We start from the raw sequence: 20,561 nt of genomic DNA on the forward strand, positions 1-20,561 counted from the left end.
TTTTAGTAGAAAACGTGAAGCAAGGTAACAATTATTTGCGTTTGTAAAGTAAAGGCAACACTAAAAATGACAGTGCTCCAAGGCAAACAATCAGTCCGGTTTGTGAAGCCCATGTTAACCATCCAAAGGCGGTTCCTGCAGCTTTAGGTACTGCATAAAGCCCTAATACTCCTGCAAGTGCAGCAGGATATACGCCAAAGCCCCCATTGCTGAAGGTTACGGCAAGGCTGCCAATGACAAAGCCAACACATACCACGCCAAAGCTAAGTCCGGCCGTTTCGGGTATGGCAAATATGGTAATATAGAACATCAGTACATAGCTGAACCATATATATAACGACAGTAAAAGGAAAGGCCATTTGTTAGGCATGGTGAAAACGCTCATTGCACCTTCTACAAGTCCTGAGATCTTTTCTTTAAGCTTCAATAGCCATTTGTTCTTGCCGTACATGTAAAAAAGCACGGCTCCACCCATTAGTACAGCACAGGTAATGGCATATATCACCAGGTTTTGGTATGGTATGTTTTTGTTCAGGTAATCTTTAAGGGTGCCAAATTGCAGTACTACTGTTCCGGCCACACAAAAGAGGAGCAGGAATAAGTCGACCACGCGCTCACTGATGATGGTGCCAAGGCCTTTGTCGAAAGGTACATTGCTGTAGCGCTTTAATACCAGGGCGCGGCTCACTTCGCCGCTTCGGGGTACGGTCATGTTCATTAAGTAGGTAATGCATACAGCACTGAACTTTACCATGAAAGGGCTCGTGTAGCCTATGTGGTTAAGGGTATACTTCCAGCGATAAGCGCGGGCAATGTGGCCTGATAGGCCTACAAGCATTGATAGGTAGATGTAGGCATAGTCGGCATTTTTAAAATAGCCTTTTATCTCCTCCAATTGAGCGGGTGTAAACTGATTGTAGGTATATATAATTAAAAATACTCCCACGGCCAGTGGGAGTATTATGCTTAAAATTTTGCTTAATTTTTTATTCAAAACTATGTAAGGGTATTGTCTTTCTCGTTAGGGAATACCAGTGAAGGCTTAAAGCTTTTGGCTTCTTCGAAATCAAGTATCCCGTAAGATATTATGATAATTATGTCGCCACGCTGTACCTTTCTTGCCGCAGGTCCGTTTAGCGTGATATCGCCGCTGTTCCTGTTACCTTTAATCGCATAAGTTTCAAGGCGTTCACCATTGTTGATGTTAACGATAGAAACTTTCTCACCTTCAATAATATTGGCTGCTTCCATTAACGCTTCGTCTATGGTAATGCTGCCTATGTAATTTAAATCAGCTCCAGTCACCATAACGCGGTGAATCTTGGACTTTACAACTTGAATTTGCATGGCGCAAAGGTAATCAATTTAATGAAATATTGTCTATTAACCTAACATTGCTTAAAAAAACTGCAATAAAGCCTCTGTAAGCTTTGTCTTCCTTAGTGTTTGCAGGCACTAAGTCGTCTTCGGCGGCTATCTCAAAATAGTCCATTTTAAATTCAGGACGTGTGGAAAAGGCATCATAAACATGTTTTTTAACACTTGCTATATCCTCATTTGCAAAAATTTGCCTCGCTTCCTGAAGTGTTTTGTATATAAATGCGGCTTTGTCTTTTTCTTCGTGTGTAAGCCTTTCGTTTCTTGAGCTCATGGCAAGGCCATTTGTCTCGCGGCTGATAGGGCAGCCTACGATAGTTATGGGCATGCCTTCTTTCTCTGCCATTTTTTTGACGATCTGCAATTGCTGGAAGTCTTTTTCGCCAAAGTAGGCATTAGTAGGGGTAACGATCTCAAAAAGTTTTTTTACGATAGTGCCTACGCCGTCAAAATGGCCGGGGCGGTGGCTGCCTTCCATCTGGAATTCAAGGCCGTCAAAAGAAAAGTGGCCCGAAATGGTGTTTCCGTCATACATCTCATCAACAGAAGGAGCAAAAATTACGATCTTGTCGCTCACTGTTTTTATTTTCGCTTCATCGGCTTCAAGTGTCCTTGGGTATTTTTCGAGGTCCTCGGGGTTGTTGAACTGGGTAGGATTTACAAAAATGCTGATTACCGTAATATCGTTATCCTTTGCCGACATCTCTAATAATGAGAGGTGTCCTTTGTGTAATGCCCCCATTGTGGGGACAAAGCCAATTGAGGATTTGTTGTTTTTGTAAGCTGATAGAAATGAGGCTAAATCGGCCTTTTTGTTGAAAATGAGCATTGGGTTTCTATTATATTCGAAGCAAAATTAATATAATAGTTATAAAATGCGCAAAATTGTTTAATTTTGCGTGTTTTTACACTTAATAAATATAAGTTTTACAATGGAGGATAAGAGGATATTGTATGTATCATCTGAAGTAGTGCCTTATTTGGCAGAGAATGAAGTTTCTCTAATGTCGTATGATGTGCCAAAAATGATTAATGACCAGGGCGGGCAGATTAGGATATTTATGCCAAGGTATGGTAATATTAACGAAAGAAGGCATCAGTTGCATGAGGTAATCCGATTATCAGGGATGAACTTGGTAGTAAACGATATGGATATGCCACTTATTATAAAGGTGGCCTCTATTCCTAAAGAAAGAATACAGGTTTATTTTATTGACAACGACGAATACTTTAAAAGGAAAGCTACTTTTAGTGATGAAGATGGGGTATTGTATCCTGACAACGACGAAAGAGCTATCTTTTTTGCTAAAGGCGTTGTGGAGACTGTAAAAAAGCTAAACTGGGTGCCGGACATCATACACGTTCACGGATGGCTGGCAGGAATGCTTCCCGTGTATATGAAACACTACTACAAGCACGAAGCGCTTTTTGCCGATACTAAAATTGTTACATCTGTATACAACCAGTCTTTTGACGGGACACTGGATAAAGACATGCTTAAAAAAGTATTGTTTGACAATGTGCCTGAAAGCGATGTGAAAATGCTTGAAACGCCTGATTACAATAATGTAATGAAGGCTTCGATAGCACATTCTGATGCTCTTATCATCGCTTCTGAAAACCTGTCTGATGAATTAGTTAAGTTTGTAGAAGCCTCAGGAAAACCGTTCCTTCCTTTTGTTGGGAAAGATAAATTTGCAGAGGCATATACTAATTTCTATAGAAATCAGGTTTTATAGTAAATCAAAAAAATATATAATGACGAATAGTTCATTTCTAAAGAGAACAATCTTTGCTTTATTTGCGTTGAGTGCTGTGCTTTTAGTATCGTGCGACGACGACTTTAATTTTATAGGAGCTGATGTTATAGGAGGCGATACACATAGCAACATGACAAAAGATACTGTTGATGTAGTCGCTTATGACAGGCCTATGGGTGCTGTGCAGTCTAATAACATGCTCCAAAACCAGCTAGGTATATATGATAACCCTGTATTTGGTAAAACTGTTTCGCACTTTGTTACGCAAATAGCAATGGCGTCAGAAAACCCTACTATATATGATCCGGTTGTAGATTCTGTTTATCTTTATGTGCCATATCGTGTTAATATAGAGTCGGTAGCAGATGACGGAGAGACCCTATATAAATGGGATAAGGACTACTTTATTGGAGATGAAACGGCTACATTTGACCTTAAATTGTACCGTAACGGATATTATCTGAGAGATTCTGATCCCGGAGCAACAGATAATATACAGCGTTATTTTTCTGACGATAAACAGATGGTAGATAACATGGTCGTAGAGCAGTTGTATGATGCTCCTTCTTTTAGTTTCAGCAGAAAAGAGCTGGAGATCCATGCTAAACAGTCTGATAATTCAGATAAGCTTGTTGAAACCAAAAAGCCGGGTATGTTATTTTACCTTGATGCTAACAGGATGAAAGAGATATTCTTTAGTGAGGCAAACAAAGGAAATCTTTTAAATAATACTATTTTCAAAGATTATTTCAGAGGATTGTATTTTAAAGTACAGCAAACCGGTGGAGCTGTGATGAATACGCCTGACTTTACGTCAGGAACCATTACCTGCAAGATACATGATTATGAATCGAGGACTGATGGTGTAGCGGGGCCTAATCTTGACAAGCCGCGTATAAGTAAAACGGTTACTTTTAACCTAAAGGGTAATACGATAAACTTTTTTGACAATTCTTACAACTCGACATTTAATACGGCAGTAACAACATCGGATGCTGTAAATGGAGACGATCAGCTTTTTGTAAAAGGCGGTGCAGGATCTATGTCGGTTATAGAGCTTAACCAGGATCAGCTTAATGCGCTTATGCCGGATGCTATTGGCGAAAAGATACTGATAAACGAAGCTAACCTTATTTTTCATATTGACAAAGGAGCTATGGCTAATGCCCCTGAGCCGGCAAGGATCTATTTATATGATCTGACAAACAAGAAGCCTATTGCCGATTATTCTATGGATGGAACTACGAGTTTAGGAAACCCTAAGGGAGATAAGAAGATTTATGGCGGTATCAGGGATACCATCAACAATCAGTATAAAATAACGGTTACAAACCATATTAAGAATATTATAAAAGGAAACAACAAGCCCGGAGATTCACTTAATGTGAAGCTTGGCCTTGTGATTACTGATAATATAAATATTACAACCAATTATAAGCTTAAAACACCTTTCACGGAAGGGGATACACAAGTTAAAGACGTTCCGTATGCTTCGGTACAAAGCCTTTTAGGCACTGTACTATATGGCACCGGGGCTAATGTTCCTGACGGGAAGAAAATTAAGCTTGAAATTTATTACAGCAAACCTAAAGAATAAGTAGTATGTGTGGAATTGTAGGTTACATAGGACATAGAGAAGCTTATCCTGTTATTATCAAAGGCCTTAAAAGGCTTGAGTACAGGGGATATGACAGTGCAGGTGTTGTTCTTTACGACGGTACTGATCTTAAGCTTTCAAAAACAAAAGGAAAAGTGTCTGACCTTGAAGCAAGGGCAGAAAAAGAAATAACATTAAATGGTTCTATAGGGATAGGGCATACACGTTGGGCAACACATGGTGTTCCTAACGATGTGAATTCTCACCCCCATGTATCTAACTCGGGCAACCTTGTTATAGTACACAATGGTATCATAGAAAACTATGAGCCGCTTAAAAAAGAACTGATCAACAGAGGGTATGTTTTCCATTCTGATACCGATACTGAGGTTCTTGTGAACCTTATAGAAGAGGTTAAGAAACAGGATAACCTTAAGCTGGGTAAGGCCGTTCAGGTGGCGCTTAACCAGGTGGTAGGAGCTTATGCCATTGCGGTGTTTGATAAAGAAAGGCCAACAGAAATTATTGCTGCCCGTTTAGGAAGCCCGCTTGCTATAGGTGTTGGAAAAGACGAGTTCTTTGTGGCATCTGATGCTTCACCGTTTATAGAATATACATCTAACGCTATTTACCTTGAAGATGAGGAGATGGCTATCATCAGGCTTGATAAAGCACTGAAAATAAGAAAAATTAAGGATGACTCTTTAGTAGATCCATATATCCAGGAGCTTCAGATGAACCTTGAGCAGATAGAAAAAGGCGGTTACGACCACTTTATGCTTAAGGAGATTTATGAGCAGCCAAGTGTTATTAAAGATACTTACCGTGGTAGGCTTCATGCTAATGAAGGCCTTATCAGGATGGCAGGTGTTGAAGATAACCTTCAGAAATTCCTTAATGCCGAAAGGATACTGATTATTGCTTGTGGTACTTCATGGCATGCCGGTCTTGTGGCCGAGTATATCTTCGAAGAATTTGCACGCATACCAGTAGAGGTAGAATATGCTTCTGAGTTCCGTTACAGGAACCCGATCATAAAATCAACGGATGTTGTTATCGCTATTTCACAATCGGGTGAAACTGCCGATACCCTAGCAGCAATTAAACTTGCTAAAGAGCACGGAGCATTTGTATTTGGTGTATGTAACGTTGTAGGTTCGTCGATTTCGCGCGAAACGCATGCCGGTGCCTACACACATGCCGGCCCGGAGATAGGGGTGGCTTCTACAAAAGCATTCACTACCCAGATCACGGTACTTACGCTTATCGCGCTTCGTTTGGCTCAGGCTAAAGGAACGCTGAGCAATTCAGATTTCCACAGGTACCTGCAGGAACTGGAGCTTATTCCTGAAAAGGTAGCTGAAGCATTACAAACCAATGATGTTGCACAAGCCATAGCTGCAGTTTATAAAGATGCGCCAAATGCACTTTACCTGGGTAGGGGTTATAACTTCCCGGTAGCACTTGAAGGCGCATTAAAACTAAAAGAAATATCATACATCCATGCCGAGGGCTATCCTGCAGCTGAGATGAAACACGGGCCTATTGCACTTATTGATGAGTCGATGCCGGTTGTTATCATTGCGCCGCAGCAGGAGCACTACGACAAGATCGTGAGTAACATACAGGAGATAAAATCAAGAAGCGGAAAAATTATTGCTGTGGTAACACAGGGCGATACGCAGGTAAAAGCGTTGGCTGACCACGTTATCGAGATTCCGTATACTGTTGATGCCTTATCGCCGCTATTGACTACTATACCATTACAATTGCTTTCATACCACATTGCGGTAATGAGGGAATGTAACGTAGACCAACCAAGGAATTTGGCGAAGTCGGTTACGGTAGAGTAATCATTGAGATATAAAATTTTAAAACCCGTTAAGAATTTCTTAGCGGGTTTTTTGTTTGTGATAAGATGCTTATATTAGTATCACTAATATTAACTTTGGTAAGTTATGATCTTCGCCATTTTTCTCGTAATCGCCATATTTGCCGGTTTCTATTTTTATAAAAGCTCAAAACCTAAAACGGCAACATCTTTTCCGCCGGAGTGGGAAAGCCTGCTCGAAGAGCATGTGCGCTTTTATCGTAACCTGCCCAAAGAAAAACAGCCTGAATTCAGGAGGCGCATTCTGGGTTTTTTGGGTGAAACCTATATTGACGGTGTTGATATGGAAATTACCGACCTTGACAGGCTGCTGATAGCCAGCAGTGCGGTAATACCGGTCTTTGGATTTAAGGAATGGCATTATTATAACCTTACCGGTGTTTTGCTATACCCTGATTATTTTGATAAAGACATGCAGTTTGCTAATACCGATAAGGATCGCAATATAGGCGGGCTGGTAGGCAGCGGCAGGTTCGAAAGGAAAATGATACTGAGCCGAAGGGCATTATATGCCGGCTTTGATAATACAACCGATAAGAACAATACGGGTATTCATGAATTTGCTCACCTTATCGATAAGATGGACGGCGCTACCGATGGTATTCCGGAGCATTTGCTGGGGCATCAATATATTATTCCGTGGGTAGACCTGATGCACAAGACCATGGAGGAGATCAATGATGATGAATCGGACATACGAAAATATGGTGGTACCAACCAGGCAGAATTTTTTGCGGTGGTATCGGAATATTTTTTTGAGCGTCCCGACTTACTGGAAGCCAAACACCCCGAGCTTTTTAAAATGCTTCAGGCTTGTTTTTATCCCAAAGCATAAGGAGCGTCAAATTTTGATAAAGCAGTGCTCAGGCTAAGAGGTGCAGCCAATTTTACATTTGCCGATGTATAAGGAGTGGGTATACGAATTCAGCAATAGAGCTAAGTACTTAACATACATTTGGAAGCGGATTTTTAAAAATCCGCTTTTTTATTGAAAAAAATGCATTTTTGGTGTTGCATAATTCAAGGATAAAAAACTATCTTTGCACTCGGAAAAATAAGGTTTTTTCGTAAAACGTAAATAGCTGTTTAATAAATACATAAGCAATGTCTAAAGTAATAGGAAAAGTTGCACAGATCATCGGGCCAGTAGTAGACGTGGTGTTTAACACACAAAATGCTGAACTTCCAAAGATCTATGATTCATTAGAGATCACTAAGAAAGATGGTACAAAATTAATCCTTGAAGTACAGTCTCACGTAGGTGAAGACACTGTTCGTACTATCTCAATGGACTCAACTGACGGTATGAGCAGAGGCCAGGAAGTTATTGGTACAGGTGCTCCTATCCAAATGCCAATCGGCGCTGACGTTTACGGACGTTTGTTTAATGTTATTGGAGATGCTATTGACGGTCTTGGCGATTTGCCTAAAGAAGGTGCTAATGGTTTACCAATTCACCGTTCGGCTCCAAAATTTGAAGATCTTTCAACTTCATCAGAAGTTTTATTCACAGGTATCAAAGTAATCGACCTTATCGAGCCTTATGCAAAAGGTGGTAAAATTGGATTATTTGGTGGTGCAGGTGTTGGTAAAACGGTATTGATCCAGGAGTTGATCAACAATATTGCAAAAGGTCACGGTGGTCTTTCTGTATTCGCAGGAGTAGGTGAAAGAACACGTGAAGGAAACGACCTTCTTCGTGAGATGCTTGAGTCGGGTATCATCAAGTATGGTGATGACTTCATGCACTCTATGGAAAATGGTGGTTGGGACCTTTCTAAAGTAGACAAGCCTGGTATGCGCCAGTCTAAAGCTACATTCGTATTCGGTCAGATGAATGAGCCACCTGGAGCACGTGCACGTGTTGCGCTTTCAGGTCTTACTATCGCTGAGTACTTCCGTGACGGAGCTGGTGAGTCTCAGGGGAAAGACGTTCTTTTCTTCGTAGATAACATCTTCCGTTTTACACAAGCAGGTTCTGAGGTATCTGCACTACTTGGCCGTATGCCATCAGCGGTAGGTTACCAGCCTACACTTGCTACTGAGATGGGTGCGATGCAGGAGCGTATTACTTCAACTAAAAAAGGTTCAATTACTTCAGTTCAGGCGGTATACGTACCTGCGGATGACTTAACTGACCCGGCACCGGCTACAACCTTTGCTCACTTAGATGCTACAACAGTACTTTCTCGTAAAATTGCTGAGCTTGGTATCTACCCTGCGGTTGACCCTCTTGATTCAACGTCAAGGATCCTTACACCACAGATCTTAGGTGATGAGCACTACAACTGTACACAAAGAGTAAAAGAAATACTTCAGAAATACAAACAACTTCAGGATATCATCGCGATCCTTGGTATGGAAGAGCTTTCAGAAGAGGATAAACTATCTGTATCACGCGCTCGTCGTGTTCAGCGTTTCCTTTCTCAGCCGTTCCACGTTGCTGAGCAGTTTACAGGTATCCCGGGTGTTCTTGTAGATATTAAAGACACTATCAAAGGATTCAATATGATCATTGACGGTGAGCTTGATCACCTTCCTGAGGCAGCTTTCAACCTTAAAGGTACCATTGAAGAGGCTATCGAGGCAGGACAGAAAATGTTAGCTGAAGCGTAATTAGTCGACAGTTTACAGTTTACAGTTAACAGTAATGTTGGCTGTCAGCATGACAACTGTTAACCGTTAACTTATAACTTATAACTATTATGTTATTATTAGAAATAGTATCTCCGGAAGGCCACTTGTTTAAAGGAGGCGTTACATCGGTAACGGTTCCAGGAGTAGATGGCGAATTCCAGATGTTGAACAACCACGCTAATATTGTTTCAATATTAACTGAAGGCAACATTAAGATCGCAGTACCTGATTTTAAAACCAACACTGAGTTTTCGGTTAAGTTTATGAAGTCAGAAAAAGACCAGAAATTCCTTTTGCCAATAACATCGGGAACACTGGAGCTTAAAGACAACAGAATTATTATCCTGGTAGGTTAATTCCTCCACGAAATATAAAGTAAAAGCCCCACGCATTGCGTGGGGCTTTTTTGTAGTGTTTTTTCTTATATATTTGCTCCACCTAATTAATGACACCAGAGCGTACTAATGAAATTTTATAAAAGCTTTCTTGTTATAATAATTATTTCCTTACTGACATTTTCGCTCGGGGAAAAAACAATTGTGGGAACTTATGCGAGCAGAACCGCAACTAACATGGAAGCTATAAGTTTAATGTACTTGAGGGGATATTATCCATTCTTGGAAATGGGTGACAATGACGTAAAGCTTATAATTGAAAAAGACAGTACTTTTCTTTATAGTGTAAATAGTAAAGGGAATTCCGGAAGATGGAAGGTTAACGGCAAAACCCTTATACTTGACTTTACCGATGTTTCAAGAGACGATCTCGAACTAAAAATAAAGAACAATAAGCTTTATAATATATCTGAAAGGACATTATGTAAGAGCAAGGAAAAAATGATGTGTTTACTGTTGTTAGAGAAAAAATAAGATAAAACAGATGGATTTATCCATCTGTTTTTAATCTTTCCTCCGGTATATATTCCATAATATCGCCGGGCTGGCATTGTAGCACTTCGCAGATGGCTTCTAACGTCGAAAACCGGATGGCTTTTGCCTTACCGGTTTTAAGTATCGAGAGGTTTACGGTGGTAATGCCTACTTTTTCTGCCAGTTCGTTAGAGCGCATCTTCCGTTTGGCAAGCATTACGTCAAGGTTTATGATGATAGGCATAGGCTTATACAGTTAAGTCGTTTTCTTCCTTAAGATTTTTAGCCCATTGGAATACACCAGCCAGTACATCAAAAAATAACCCCATTGCGAAAATAAAGATCATCTGTAGTATAAAACCAAGGTCAATAGCCAGCATTCCGCGCGTAAGCCTGAATAGTATTGCACCAGCGATGAATAAAATGCCACCAATGTAAATGATGCGTCCCATCTTCCTGAAATTTGTTATCACGGCAATATCAAATACTTTCTTCTTTTCGAACAGGATAAGATTCTTCTTGAAAATGTATAGTGCATATATAAAGCATCCTATGCCACCAATGGCAATGAATACTACAAGTTTTGAGGCTAAAGACACGTCTTTTGCCATTTCGCCATCAATCTTGAAAGGAATACTCTCCGGCATGACGATAGAAATGAGCATAAATGGCACAAGAAAGAACATTATAAACAGGGAAGCTGCAAATAGTATTTGTACAAGTTGTTTTAAGGAGCGTAGTTGAATCATGATATTATACAGTTAGATCGTTTTCTTCTTTCATTCGTTTTGCGGCCTGGAATACTTCGCTAAGTACTAAAAAAAACAAGCCTAATGCAAGTGTAGAGAGTGTATCAATCAACCAGTCTGACGGGTCGGCTAATTCGATTACGGGAGTAACAAATATTTGGTACACCATCCAGGGTAAGGATGATATAAGGTATCCGGCTACAATTGCTTTTCCTATCTTATTGAAATTTATGCCTACTTCGGTTTCAAAAAAATAGCCATCCCTGAAATATACCAGTGTATTGCTAAGAAGACGCAGCGCATATATGCCAAAATACAGGCTGCCAATCATTATAGTTATAAGGATAACTTCTGCTTTTGGTATATCGGATGCTTTAACATCCATGAATTCCCTTGACATGATATGGGGAGCAAATAGAAGCATAAAGCAAAAAGGCATTCCTATAACAATTGCTGCGATAAGGAGTACACGTAGTATATCGATAAAGCTTTTTAAAATGGATAGTCGTTTCATATATTATATAGTTAAGTCGTTTTCTTTCTGTAAATTATATCCGTAGCCTAATAACTGTGCAATGCATAATAAGCCCAAAGCAAAAAAGATGATTTGCAGGTCATATTCAGGATAAGTAGAGTATCTCAGTGTTGCAGTTTCTGCACCGCTAATAGTGGGTACTGACGTCAGGGTTTCTGCCTTTGGCAGGTAATGCATATTAATAAGGCTCAGGATAAGCATAATCAGCTGATAGGTCATGAGTGAGAAAGCAATGGTCTTTAGCCTAACCTTGAGGTTGACATGAAAAGAAAAATCCCTGCCTAATGCTTTGAAAAAACGGCTCATCTGCCAAAAGATAAAAGCGGCCAGGAAAAAAACCAGATAATACCTCGCCGCTAACATAAACGCGAAAACCGGATCTTTTGGGGCAACTAATATTTCTCCTTTGGAATGACTGAAAGGATAAGTAGTTTTCATGAACTGGGTTGATATATCCTGATCTTTATCATCATAGAGGGCAAGCCGCTGCACTACCAAAGCTTTTTGATAGGAAGCATCGTTCATGACATTATAGGTTTTTTGGCGATAGAGATTTAGCTTGTTTTTGCTGTGTATGCGCTCTTTATTTCCTTTTTTATAGCTGATAAGAGTATCTGCTGCTTCAGACCTTATATTCACCTTTAAAGGGTAGCCGGTAGTTACGTCATGGCTGCTCATTAGTTGGGAAAAGCAAAAAATGCTTACTATTGCCATAAGGCATCCGTAAAAACATACCAAAGAGAAAATGTATAATGCTTTCGCAAAATTTTTGGTTTTATTCATGATTGAAATGGTTGATAGGTTACTGCAAATATATAAAAATTATCGAAAAACAATAATTAATAATTATTTTTCGATGTTTTTTTAAATCGACAAAGTTTCAAAGCAATAAAGTAGCGAAGTTCATAGCGACTCGATGAGGATATTGCAGATGTGCGATTTTGTGACTTTGTAACTCAGCGACTTTGTCACTCTTTTCAATCTTCTTACTTTTGAAACATGAACCATTTTCCCCAATCATTATCCGATAAGCTGAAGCAACGTGAAGCCGATAACGCTTTGCGAAAGCTTACAGAACCTGACCACAGGATAGATTTTTCGTCTAATGATTATTTGGGATTTTCCGGTAGCAGCAGGATATTTGAGGATGCTCACGAACTGCTACTCAACAGGCAGATAACCGATAATGGTGCTACAGGATCGAGACTTATATCTGGAAATCATCAGTTGTACAGTGATGCCGAAGCAATGATTGGCAAATTCCACAATGCTCAAAGCGCACTGATCTTTAACTCCGGTTATGATGCCAATGTAGGATTGTTTTCTTCGGTTCCGCAAAAAGGTGATACAGTTCTGTATGATGAGTATATTCATGCGTCCATCCGCGACGGTATGCGATTGTCGTTGGCAAAAGCCTATAAATTTGCCCATAATAACCTTACCGACCTTGAACGGCTACTTAAAAATGCTTCTGAAAACGAAGACAGGGGCGAATTGTATATAGTTACCGAGTCGGTTTTCTCGATGGATGGCGATAGTCCTGATCTAAAGGCGATGGTTGAAATGTCCGAAAAGTACAAGGCGCGACTTGTTGTAGATGAAGCCCATGCTTTAGGGGTTTTTGGGCATAAGGGTGAGGGACTCGTGCAGGCACAGGGCTTGGAAGATAAGATATTTGCCAGGGTAATGACCTTTGGCAAAGGATTGGGCTGCCACGGTGCCGCTATATTGGGTGAGCCGCAGCTACGGGAATACCTCATTAATTTTGCGCGTAGCTTTATCTATACTACGGGTCTCCCACCGCATTCGCTGGCAACGATACTTTCGGCATATTCTTTTTTAGGATCACATCCCGAAAATCAGGAATCGCTAAAAAATATCGTCAGTTTTTTTAGGACTGAAGTAAAAAGACTAAACCTGAAAGGCTTTATCGATAGTGACTCGGCCATACATTGCATAGTAGTTCCCGGAAACGAAAAGGTAAAGAATATATCGTCAGTTTTACAGCAAAATAACTTTGGCGTAAAGCCCATACTTTCGCCCACGGTACCGCAGGGACAGGAAAGATTACGTTTTAGCCTGCACAGCTATACCACAGAGCAACAGGTAACAGATGTTCTTGAGCTGCTTACTGCTCTCCTTTCTTCATAATTCTTTTAACCTTGGTGTCGGTTTCCTTGTTCTTAGCTTTTTCGGCCTGGGCTTTTGGCGTCCTGCGTTCACGTTTTTTGAACCAGTTACTGTCTTCTTCGCCAAAGAGATAAGCGTAGGGCTGCGTATCGGGACTCAGTTCAAACAGTTTCTTAAGTATGGCAATGGACGGAATGATGAGTATCATGCCCGTTACACCCCAAATGGTGCCACCTACAAGCAGGCCTATAAAAGTAATAAGGGCATTGAGGTTTACATTACTTCCGGTAATCTTTGGTGTCAGGAATGCTCCTTCAAGTAATTGTATAAAGGTAAAGGCCACCAGTATGGCTATTGGATAAAACATACTGTCTTTGGTCATCAGGGCAAAGGTAAATGGCAGTATTATGCCCAGCGACGGGCCAAGATATGGTACAATATTGAGCATGCCTGCCAATACCCCGAAAAATATTGCGTGCTTGATGCCTAAGGCAAACAATACCCCGGTATTTACTACGGCGAGTATAAGCATTACTTTACCCGCACCCATAATATAGGCATGTACGATCTTACGGATGGAGGTAAGCTTCTCTAAAAGAAAGCTGTTATCCTGTTTGCTGAATACTTTGGTAATGAATATGGCAAGGTGATCACGGTAAATGAGCAGGAAAAAGATAAATACCGGCAATAATATAATATCAGACAGGGTGCCCAAAGTCTTGATGATCATCTGCGTTGGCTTTGTATTTTCAGGCTGTACGATCTCGACCGCTTTTTTCATCTCAAAGCCATTTGGCATGCCCAGGTCAAAGCCAAAGTTGTCCATGCTCCATTTGTTGGCGGTAATTACAAAGTGGTTTATCCTTTCGGTAAGACCGCCGCCAAGGTCGTTCATAAAACCACGTACCTGCATGTAAATAAAGAAAACCACACCTCCTATAACCGCAAGAAATATAAGCAGGCATATAGCCGCGCTGATGGATCTCGGAATCTTGCGTCGCTCCAGCGCATTGCAGGAAGCCGTAAGCAGCATGGCAATATATCCCGATATGAGCAGCGGAACCAGCAGCTGTTTGGCAATGATCATAAAGAATACGATAATGATAATCAGTAGTGCTATGTATACGGTCTTTATATAGTTGGGTACGCGTAAGGTTTCCATATTTAGAGGGAAATGTGTTAATTGTTCAAACTTTTCTTATCAAAATTACTCATTATTAACCCCTTGACTGATAATATTATATTAAAATTATGTTGATGTTTTGGTAAAAAATAAACCGGTGATAATTCGCATCGTTTGGTGCGGTTTCATTTAGTAAGTTTGTATATCCGAATACAACACACATGAAACTATTTATAACAGGTATAGGAACCGATGTTGGCAAGACCATAGCATCGGCGATTATTACCGAAGCCCTTGAAGCAGATTACTGGAAACCTGTACAGGCCGGAGATGCCAATAACTCTGACACCCATAAGGTAAAACGCTATATATCTAACACCAAAACACAGTTCTTCCCTAACAGTTATCTGCTCAATACACCTGCGAGCCCGCATCTGGCCGCAGAAATTGATGGTGTAACGATTGACCTCAATAACATTATGGAGCCAAAAACAAAAAACCACCTGGTGATTGAAGGGGCAGGAGGACTGTTCGTTCCGCTGAATGATACCGATACCATTGCCGACCTTATTCGACCCGATTATAAAGTGGTTGTGGTGTCGCGCCACTACCTTGGCAGCATCAACCATACGCTGCTTACCATTGAGGCATTAAAACAAAAGAATATCGCTATTGCGGGAATCGTCTTTAACGGCGATGCAATGCCTTCTACCGAAGATATCATCCTGAAAAAAACAGAACTGAAAATGATAGGGCGTATTGAAAATGAACCTTATTTTGACCAAAACGTAATCGCGGACTATGCCGATGTTTTCCGTGAAAATTTACAGAGCTTATGAGTTTACAGCGACGCGACGGCCAATACCTTTGGCATCCGTATACACAACATAAAACAGCGGCCCTGCCTATTGGTATCACTAAAGGCGAAGGTGCTTTGCTGTGGGATGAGAACGGCAACGAATACATAGATGCCATTGCTTCGTGGTGGGTAAATCCCTACGGGCACAGTAATAAATACATTGCCGATGCCATTTATAAACAGCTTACCTCTTTAGAGCACGTGCTTTTTGGAGGCTTTACGCATGAACCTGCCGTGCTTTTGTCGGAAAGGCTGATGGAGATACTTCCGTCAAACCAAAAGAAACTTTTCTTTTCCGATAACGGTTCTACCGCGGTGGAGATCGCTATTAAGGTCGCATTGCAATATTATTATAACAAAGGTGGGAAACGTGTTAAGATCATTGCCTTTGAGAATGCTTTTCACGGCGATACATTCGCAGCCATGGCGGCAAGCGGAATCTCTTTCTTTACCGAAGCCTTCCGTGGGTCGTTAATCGAGGTGGTGCGCATTCCCGTGCCGGAAAAGGGCAGTGAAGAAAAGTCATATACAGCATTGAAGGCTTTGGCAGCAGCCAATGAATTTGCCGCGTTTATCTTTGAGCCCCTGGTTCAAGGAGCAGCAGGCATGGTGATGTATGAGCCTGAAGCGTTAGATACGCTAATAAATATCTGTAAAGCCAACGGTATCTTTACCATTGCCGACGAAGTGATGACGGGTTTTGGTAAAACAGGAAAGACCTTTGCCTGTGACTATCTTACTACCCAGCCCGATATGATGTGCTTATCGAAAGCATTGACGGGCGGAACCATACCTATGGCGATAACGACTTTCACACAGCAATTATATGATGCTTTCTATGATGACGATGTTAACAAGGCATTGTTTCATGGGCATACCTTTACAGCCAACCCAACAGGTTGTGCGGCGGCACTGGCAAGCCTTGACCTGCTTCAGCAGGAAGAAATGCAGTTAAGCATTCAACGTATTAATAAAAGGCATCTTGCTTTTAAAGCGAAAATGGAAAACCACCCAAGGGTAAAAACCACAAGGGTATTGGGGGTAATATTTGCGCTTGAGATCGAACGTGAAGGCGAGTCCTATTACGGGAGTTTCAGGAACAGGCTGTATGACTTCTTCATCGGTAGCGGAGTTATCATGAGGCCGGTGGGTAATATTGTTTACATATTGCCGCCTTACATCATCAGTGACGGACAGCTGGATAAAGTATATAGCGTTATCGAAGAGGCGATAGAAACAATAATATAGCAAAATCATTACAATTGTGGCTTATTATATGTTTTGCAGTATTTTTGCATAAAATTTCTCTACGTTGTCAACACCTGTTTCCATACTTTCCATTGCCTCGTTCTCTCCGTTAGGGGTAACACCTGAAGAGGTTTGGGAAAACTATCTCAATACCAATACCCTGATACATGACTTTAAATCAGGCAATAAAATCGTTCCTGCTGCAGCTTTAACAGCATCGCAGGAAGCAATGGTTGCCCGGCTTAAGGATTTTGACCCCAGGTATGGTTCGCTCGATAATTCGGTACTGTATTCAATGCTGGCATCAAGAGCTGCAATAGCAAGGGTAGGCTGGACAGAGGATGATGTATTCGGAATCAATATTGGCTCTTCCCGCGGTGCCACCGACCTGTTCGAGAAACACCACGGTGAATTTCTTGAGACCGGTAAAACGGGGGTACAGGCATCGCCGGCTACCACATTGGGCAATATTTCAACCTGGGTAGCTCAGGATCTTAAAAGTACCGGGCCGGAGATATCTCATTCTATTACGTGTTCTACAGCGCTACACGCGCTTTTAAATGGCGTGGCGTGGCTTCGTGCCGGTATGGCTCATAAATTCCTTGTAGGAGGCAGCGAAGCGCCTTTAACGCCGTTTACAATTGCACAAATGCAGGCCATGAAAATATACAGCACTGCAGGAGGAGAATATCCATGCAGGGCTTTTGATCCCGATAAGAAACAAAACACTATGGTGCTGGGCGAAGGGGCAGTTTCTGCCTGCCTGATGGCAGGGGTGTTTCCGGATGCACTTGCTTATGTCGAAGGTATCGGCTATGCTACAGAAACGCTGCAACACAGTGTGTCGATTTCGAATGATGCGGAGTGTATGCAAAAATCGATGATGATGGCACTTCAGGATACTTCTATTGATGAAGTTGACGCTATAGTAATGCATGCGCCGGGTACTATCAAGGGAGATAGCTCCGAATATGCTGCCATACAAAAGGTATTTGGCAATACAATACCGCTTCTTACTACCAACAAATGGAAGATAGGCCACACGTTTGGTGCATCAGGGCTGTTGAGCCTTGAATTTGCAGTGCAGATGCTACAGCACGATAAATTTATTGATGTCCCTTTTATTGCACCACAGCTACAGCGCAGGCCGCTGAGGAAAATATTGGTAAATGCCGTAGGCTTTGGCGGTAATGCGGTAAGTGTACTGGTTTCCAGGTAATTTACAGTAGGGTATAAAAAAATAGAATCCCGGCTACTACCCCGGGATTCCGCATCCAACTAAAAAATTACTAAAACATTATGAGACAAGCCCATAATTACCGTTACTGTTAAAAGTGTATGTTTATTTAATTTATAAATATTATAAATTAATGTTTATCAAAAGTTTTTGCAAATATATTGATTTATAAGTATTTGAAGTAGTTATGAATTGTTTTTGTCAATATCTCAAGCCTATTGTGAGATAATTAAATATTAAATATCATTCCTATCAAATTTAAGCATAATTTTCAGTTTTAAACGCGTTTCAAAGCTAATATTTTCGTTAGGAAGTTAATTTTTTTGAGAGAATATATCTACGTCGTTATATTTCAGTGCTTTGGTGGCGGTTTTTAGCTTGTAAAGATAAAACCCCGCCAACTTTCACTGGCGGGGTTATCCAACTAAAAAATTTACTAAATAATTATAAAAGACCTTACTCAATTATAATTCTCTTAAAACCGGTTTGTTTCCGGTTTGCCTTTCGGCAATGCTGTTGTGGTTATTGCACCACTATTTTTTTAGAGACTACAGCCCCGTTGTTCAATGTTATTTTAACGATTACAGGCACAGTAACGTTGAGTACCGCACTTGTAAAGTCTGCCGAAGCAATAGTATCCTGTTTAAGCAGTAACCTGCCTGTAATATCATATATGGCGACAGAATTAATCTCTTCTGAAGACTGAACTTTTACCTGATGATTATTGCTGTAGGCAACGATGCTTTTTTCTATTGCAACAGGATTTTCAATACCTGCAGTATCTTCATTATATACAACTCTAAAGCGGTTCTCAAATGTACCGGCCGCTATGGTAAATGTATAAGGTTCTTCAGTAATATCGGTTACGCTACCATTAGCTGTGTCAACGATATAAATTGGCTGGCCCTGTGTAAAGAGGCCATCTTTATGGTTTAGCGAAAAAGTATAGGTGCCTGCTGTATCGGTTTTAAAGCCCAGTGGTACACTATCGTTGTCTTCAAATTCTGGTCGTGCCTGTATGGACAGTTTTTTGTTACCTGCAAAGCTGTATAGCGTGGTTTTACCATCCATTAGCGTCTCGCCATCCAGTCCGTTATCATAATCTGCGGTTCCTTCAGCTGTATAGCCCAAAAGCACCTGAGAGAAAACATTCGTACCGGTTACATTTAGCCAAAAACGGCTTGTTTCATTATCTTTTTGCGGTGGAGGACGAAAGAAGGACTGAGAACTTACCGGCAGACGCATCGCATTATTAAAGACCAGATTTTGCTGTACCGTTGCTTTTACAAGAAATCCCTGTGCTGTATTAAGAAGCCCTTCTTCGTGCAGGGTAAAAGGATCTTGTATGCTGCTAGTCTCTGAATTTGACTGGTAGCCCAGTTTGGTAACGGTTGCATAGCTTGATGTGCCGGGGTCGGTAGTTTTTCTCCACAGCCATAGCGTGCCTTCTATAGTTCCTTCATTAGCATCAATAAATTTCGTGATGCTGATTGGAGACGGGTATGGGTTGCCTACCGTGTTATATGCCTGGTTGGCATTGTTGTAACACAGCAAGGTTGAGATATTACCTGTAGTAGGTGTGCCTTTAAAGCGGCCTTCCCATGTTGTAGGGGTAAGCGGATGGTTCTCTCCGGTACGGATAAGGTAGCCTTTTGCCGTTTCAAATGCTGTTGTCGCAGGAGATGTAATAGTGTTGTAGATGTTATCTACCGTGTTGAATGTGTAAAAACGATTGGTCAGGGTTTGTGGCGAAAAGCCAAGCAATAGCTGTCCGCTTACAGGCGAAGACCATAAGGTGTAGTCATCTTTAACTATTTCAGATGAATTCCTTTTAATGGTCACAAGACCTGTGTTTGCCTGTCCTTCTGTTTGTACAAGATTACTGCTGCTTTCAAAAACAACTTCTGCATCTTGTGCAACATGTATATTATGCGTAATTACCACATTGGTATTTTGTGCAAAAGTTACGTGTACAGAGGCGAAAATGTTTAGAGAGCATGCCTTAAACGTTCCTTCATTGAAGTTATAATCTGCGGCAATAATTGCGTCTTTACCGGCTTCAGGTTGTCCGTTGCTCCAGGTAGTTCCGTTCCATGTAGTAGATGCATCACAATACACAACAGGATTATTCTGTTGGTCTAGTGCTGCAGTTCCTTGAGAACGTGCCGCCATGGGCAATAGCATGAGTAAATACAATAGCGTGATTGCAATTCTATTTTGCTCGTTGAATAAAGTAGTCATTGGGGGGATAACTTTTTATTAAATCAGTGCAAAAATATAAATATGTTTTAAGCTCTTCTTTAGTGTTTAATTGTTTAAAACTATATAACTATAGGTGATCTTTTGGGGGCAAAAAATAACCTTTTCTCATCAGAGATTATCTCTGTTTTGGGTCAAATATACTATAAAACGGGGGGCTCATTTTATAGTACAACAATTTAGAAAACAGTATGCCATTGGGGGCAGATGGCATTAAAATTATTTTGGTTCAATAGTTATTTCATCAGTGTTTAGTATTTTTCTAGTTTGGATAAAAAGCTGCCGGGTTC

Annotated in this window: 20 protein-coding genes; 11 read left to right on the top strand and 9 right to left on the bottom strand. The window is 40.9% G+C overall.

Annotation, left to right across the window (positions count from 1 at the left end; genetic code table 11):
- Nucleotides 1-31 precede the first annotated feature (31 nt).
- From ACX0HA_RS15580 to panC, 3 genes are read right to left on the bottom strand one after another with little or no spacing between them, the layout of a single operon-like run.
- On the bottom strand, nt 32-994 hold the full coding sequence (locus ACX0HA_RS15580; RefSeq protein WP_458846228.1) for a lysylphosphatidylglycerol synthase transmembrane domain-containing protein: 963 nt from the start codon (nt 992-994) through the stop codon (nt 32-34).
- A gap of 2 nt (nt 995-996) precedes the next feature.
- Nucleotides 997-1,347, bottom strand: a complete 351-nt coding sequence (gene panD / locus ACX0HA_RS15585; RefSeq protein ID WP_458846229.1) for an aspartate 1-decarboxylase — start codon at nt 1,345-1,347, stop codon at nt 997-999.
- Nucleotides 1,348-1,360: 13 nt separating this feature from the next.
- Nucleotides 1,361-2,206: a pantoate--beta-alanine ligase gene (gene panC / locus ACX0HA_RS15590; protein WP_458846230.1), complete on the bottom strand. Its 846-nt coding sequence runs from the start codon at nt 2,204-2,206 to the stop codon at nt 1,361-1,363.
- A gap of 103 nt (nt 2,207-2,309) precedes the next feature.
- On the opposite strand from panC, the gene ACX0HA_RS15595 reads away from it, so the two are divergent.
- From ACX0HA_RS15595 to ACX0HA_RS15625, 7 genes are all read left to right on the top strand, one after another.
- Nucleotides 2,310-3,116 carry a glycogen/starch synthase gene (locus ACX0HA_RS15595; protein ID WP_458846231.1) on the top strand — a complete coding sequence of 269 codons (807 nt, stop codon included), beginning with the start codon at nt 2,310-2,312 and terminating at the stop codon, nt 3,114-3,116.
- A gap of 19 nt (nt 3,117-3,135) precedes the next feature.
- Nucleotides 3,136-4,734 carry a DUF4270 domain-containing protein gene (locus ACX0HA_RS15600; RefSeq protein WP_458846232.1) on the top strand — a complete coding sequence of 533 codons (1,599 nt, stop codon included), beginning with the start codon at nt 3,136-3,138 and terminating at the stop codon, nt 4,732-4,734.
- A 5-nt stretch (nt 4,735-4,739) separates the two neighbouring features.
- On the top strand, nt 4,740-6,587 hold the full coding sequence (gene glmS / locus ACX0HA_RS15605; RefSeq protein WP_458846233.1) for a glutamine--fructose-6-phosphate transaminase (isomerizing): 1,848 nt from the start codon (nt 4,740-4,742) through the stop codon (nt 6,585-6,587).
- A 105-nt stretch (nt 6,588-6,692) separates the two neighbouring features.
- Nucleotides 6,693-7,460: a M90 family metallopeptidase gene (locus ACX0HA_RS15610; protein ID WP_458846234.1), complete on the top strand. Its 768-nt coding sequence runs from the start codon at nt 6,693-6,695 to the stop codon at nt 7,458-7,460.
- A 269-nt stretch (nt 7,461-7,729) separates the two neighbouring features.
- Nucleotides 7,730-9,241: a F0F1 ATP synthase subunit beta gene (gene atpD, locus ACX0HA_RS15615; RefSeq protein ID WP_458846235.1), complete on the top strand. Its 1,512-nt coding sequence runs from the start codon at nt 7,730-7,732 to the stop codon at nt 9,239-9,241.
- A gap of 89 nt (nt 9,242-9,330) precedes the next feature.
- Nucleotides 9,331-9,618, top strand: coding sequence for a F0F1 ATP synthase subunit epsilon (locus tag ACX0HA_RS15620; RefSeq protein ID WP_458846236.1), 288 nt, complete (start codon nt 9,331-9,333; stop codon nt 9,616-9,618).
- 267 nt (nt 9,619-9,885) lie between these two features.
- Nucleotides 9,886-10,131 (top strand): hypothetical protein, encoded by a 246-nt coding sequence (locus ACX0HA_RS15625; RefSeq protein ID WP_458846237.1) that lies wholly within the window; start codon nt 9,886-9,888, stop codon nt 10,129-10,131.
- Nucleotides 10,132-10,147: 16 nt separating this feature from the next.
- Here the strand turns inward: ACX0HA_RS15625 and ACX0HA_RS15630 are convergent, their stop codons facing one another.
- Genes ACX0HA_RS15630 through ACX0HA_RS15645 form a run of 4 tightly spaced genes read right to left on the bottom strand, consistent with a single transcriptional unit; the run spans nt 10,148 to nt 12,198 of the window.
- On the bottom strand, nt 10,148-10,375 hold the full coding sequence (locus ACX0HA_RS15630; RefSeq protein WP_458846238.1) for a helix-turn-helix domain-containing protein: 228 nt from the start codon (nt 10,373-10,375) through the stop codon (nt 10,148-10,150).
- Between the two features lie 4 nt (nt 10,376-10,379).
- A complete protein-coding gene (locus ACX0HA_RS15635; RefSeq protein WP_458846239.1) occupies nt 10,380-10,880 on the bottom strand; it encodes a DUF2975 domain-containing protein in 501 nt (166 codons plus the stop codon).
- Nucleotides 10,881-10,884: 4 nt separating this feature from the next.
- On the bottom strand, nt 10,885-11,394 hold the full coding sequence (locus tag ACX0HA_RS15640) for a DUF2975 domain-containing protein (protein ID WP_458846240.1): 510 nt from the start codon (nt 11,392-11,394) through the stop codon (nt 10,885-10,887).
- Between the two features lie 3 nt (nt 11,395-11,397).
- On the bottom strand, nt 11,398-12,198 hold the full coding sequence (locus tag ACX0HA_RS15645) for a DUF2975 domain-containing protein (protein WP_458846241.1): 801 nt from the start codon (nt 12,196-12,198) through the stop codon (nt 11,398-11,400).
- A 216-nt stretch (nt 12,199-12,414) separates the two neighbouring features.
- On the opposite strand from ACX0HA_RS15645, the gene ACX0HA_RS15650 reads away from it, so the two are divergent.
- Nucleotides 12,415-13,566 carry an aminotransferase class I/II-fold pyridoxal phosphate-dependent enzyme gene (locus ACX0HA_RS15650; protein WP_458846242.1) on the top strand — a complete coding sequence of 384 codons (1,152 nt, stop codon included), beginning with the start codon at nt 12,415-12,417 and terminating at the stop codon, nt 13,564-13,566.
- On the opposite strand, the gene ACX0HA_RS15655 is transcribed toward ACX0HA_RS15650, so the two are convergent.
- A complete protein-coding gene (locus tag ACX0HA_RS15655; RefSeq protein ID WP_458846243.1) occupies nt 13,544-14,707 on the bottom strand; it encodes an AI-2E family transporter in 1,164 nt (387 codons plus the stop codon). The two genes, ACX0HA_RS15650 and ACX0HA_RS15655, sit on opposite strands and share 23 nt — an antisense overlap.
- 182 nt (nt 14,708-14,889) lie before the next feature.
- Between ACX0HA_RS15655 and bioD the strand changes: the two genes are divergently transcribed.
- From bioD to ACX0HA_RS15670, 3 genes are all read left to right on the top strand, one after another.
- Nucleotides 14,890-15,507 carry a dethiobiotin synthase gene (bioD, locus tag ACX0HA_RS15660; protein WP_458846244.1) on the top strand — a complete coding sequence of 206 codons (618 nt, stop codon included), beginning with the start codon at nt 14,890-14,892 and terminating at the stop codon, nt 15,505-15,507.
- Nucleotides 15,504-16,775 carry an adenosylmethionine--8-amino-7-oxononanoate transaminase gene (bioA, locus tag ACX0HA_RS15665; RefSeq protein ID WP_458846245.1) on the top strand — a complete coding sequence of 424 codons (1,272 nt, stop codon included), beginning with the start codon at nt 15,504-15,506 and terminating at the stop codon, nt 16,773-16,775. Before bioD ends, bioA begins: the two co-directional genes overlap by 4 nt.
- A gap of 64 nt (nt 16,776-16,839) precedes the next feature.
- The gene (locus ACX0HA_RS15670; protein ID WP_458846246.1) at nt 16,840-17,994 is read left to right on the top strand and encodes a beta-ketoacyl synthase N-terminal-like domain-containing protein; all 1,155 of its coding nucleotides are present in this window, start codon (nt 16,840-16,842) and stop codon (nt 17,992-17,994) included.
- A 540-nt stretch (nt 17,995-18,534) separates the two neighbouring features.
- On the opposite strand, the gene ACX0HA_RS15675 is transcribed toward ACX0HA_RS15670, so the two are convergent.
- Entirely contained in the window at nt 18,535-20,253 is a 1,719-nt protein-coding gene (locus ACX0HA_RS15675) for a hypothetical protein (RefSeq protein WP_458846247.1), read from the bottom strand.
- Nucleotides 20,254-20,561 lie beyond the last annotated feature (308 nt).

It is taken from the genome of Flavobacterium hauense (genome assembly GCF_054457175.1).

Coding starts and splice junctions, on each gene's coding strand:
- panD (WP_458846229.1), bottom strand. CDS start 1,347: ATGCAAATTCAAGTTGTAAAGTCCAAGATTCACCGCGTTATGGTGACT.
- panC (WP_458846230.1), bottom strand. CDS start 2,206: ATGCTCATTTTCAACAAAAAGGCCGATTTAGCCTCATTTCTATCAGCT.
- ACX0HA_RS15595 (WP_458846231.1), top strand. CDS start 2,310: ATGGAGGATAAGAGGATATTGTATGTATCATCTGAAGTAGTGCCTTAT.
- ACX0HA_RS15600 (WP_458846232.1), top strand. CDS start 3,136: ATGACGAATAGTTCATTTCTAAAGAGAACAATCTTTGCTTTATTTGCG.
- glmS (WP_458846233.1), top strand. CDS start 4,740: ATGTGTGGAATTGTAGGTTACATAGGACATAGAGAAGCTTATCCTGTT.
- ACX0HA_RS15610 (WP_458846234.1), top strand. CDS start 6,693: ATGATCTTCGCCATTTTTCTCGTAATCGCCATATTTGCCGGTTTCTAT.
- atpD (WP_458846235.1), top strand. CDS start 7,730: ATGTCTAAAGTAATAGGAAAAGTTGCACAGATCATCGGGCCAGTAGTA.
- ACX0HA_RS15620 (WP_458846236.1), top strand. CDS start 9,331: ATGTTATTATTAGAAATAGTATCTCCGGAAGGCCACTTGTTTAAAGGA.
- ACX0HA_RS15625 (WP_458846237.1), top strand. CDS start 9,886: ATGGGTGACAATGACGTAAAGCTTATAATTGAAAAAGACAGTACTTTT.
- ACX0HA_RS15630 (WP_458846238.1), bottom strand. CDS start 10,375: ATGCCTATCATCATAAACCTTGACGTAATGCTTGCCAAACGGAAGATG.
- ACX0HA_RS15635 (WP_458846239.1), bottom strand. CDS start 10,880: ATGATTCAACTACGCTCCTTAAAACAACTTGTACAAATACTATTTGCA.
- ACX0HA_RS15640 (WP_458846240.1), bottom strand. CDS start 11,394: ATGAAACGACTATCCATTTTAAAAAGCTTTATCGATATACTACGTGTA.
- ACX0HA_RS15645 (WP_458846241.1), bottom strand. CDS start 12,198: ATGAATAAAACCAAAAATTTTGCGAAAGCATTATACATTTTCTCTTTG.
- ACX0HA_RS15650 (WP_458846242.1), top strand. CDS start 12,415: ATGAACCATTTTCCCCAATCATTATCCGATAAGCTGAAGCAACGTGAA.
- ACX0HA_RS15655 (WP_458846243.1), bottom strand. CDS start 14,707: ATGGAAACCTTACGCGTACCCAACTATATAAAGACCGTATACATAGCA.
- bioD (WP_458846244.1), top strand. CDS start 14,890: ATGAAACTATTTATAACAGGTATAGGAACCGATGTTGGCAAGACCATA.
- bioA (WP_458846245.1), top strand. CDS start 15,504: ATGAGTTTACAGCGACGCGACGGCCAATACCTTTGGCATCCGTATACA.
- ACX0HA_RS15675 (WP_458846247.1), bottom strand. CDS start 20,253: ATGACTACTTTATTCAACGAGCAAAATAGAATTGCAATCACGCTATTG.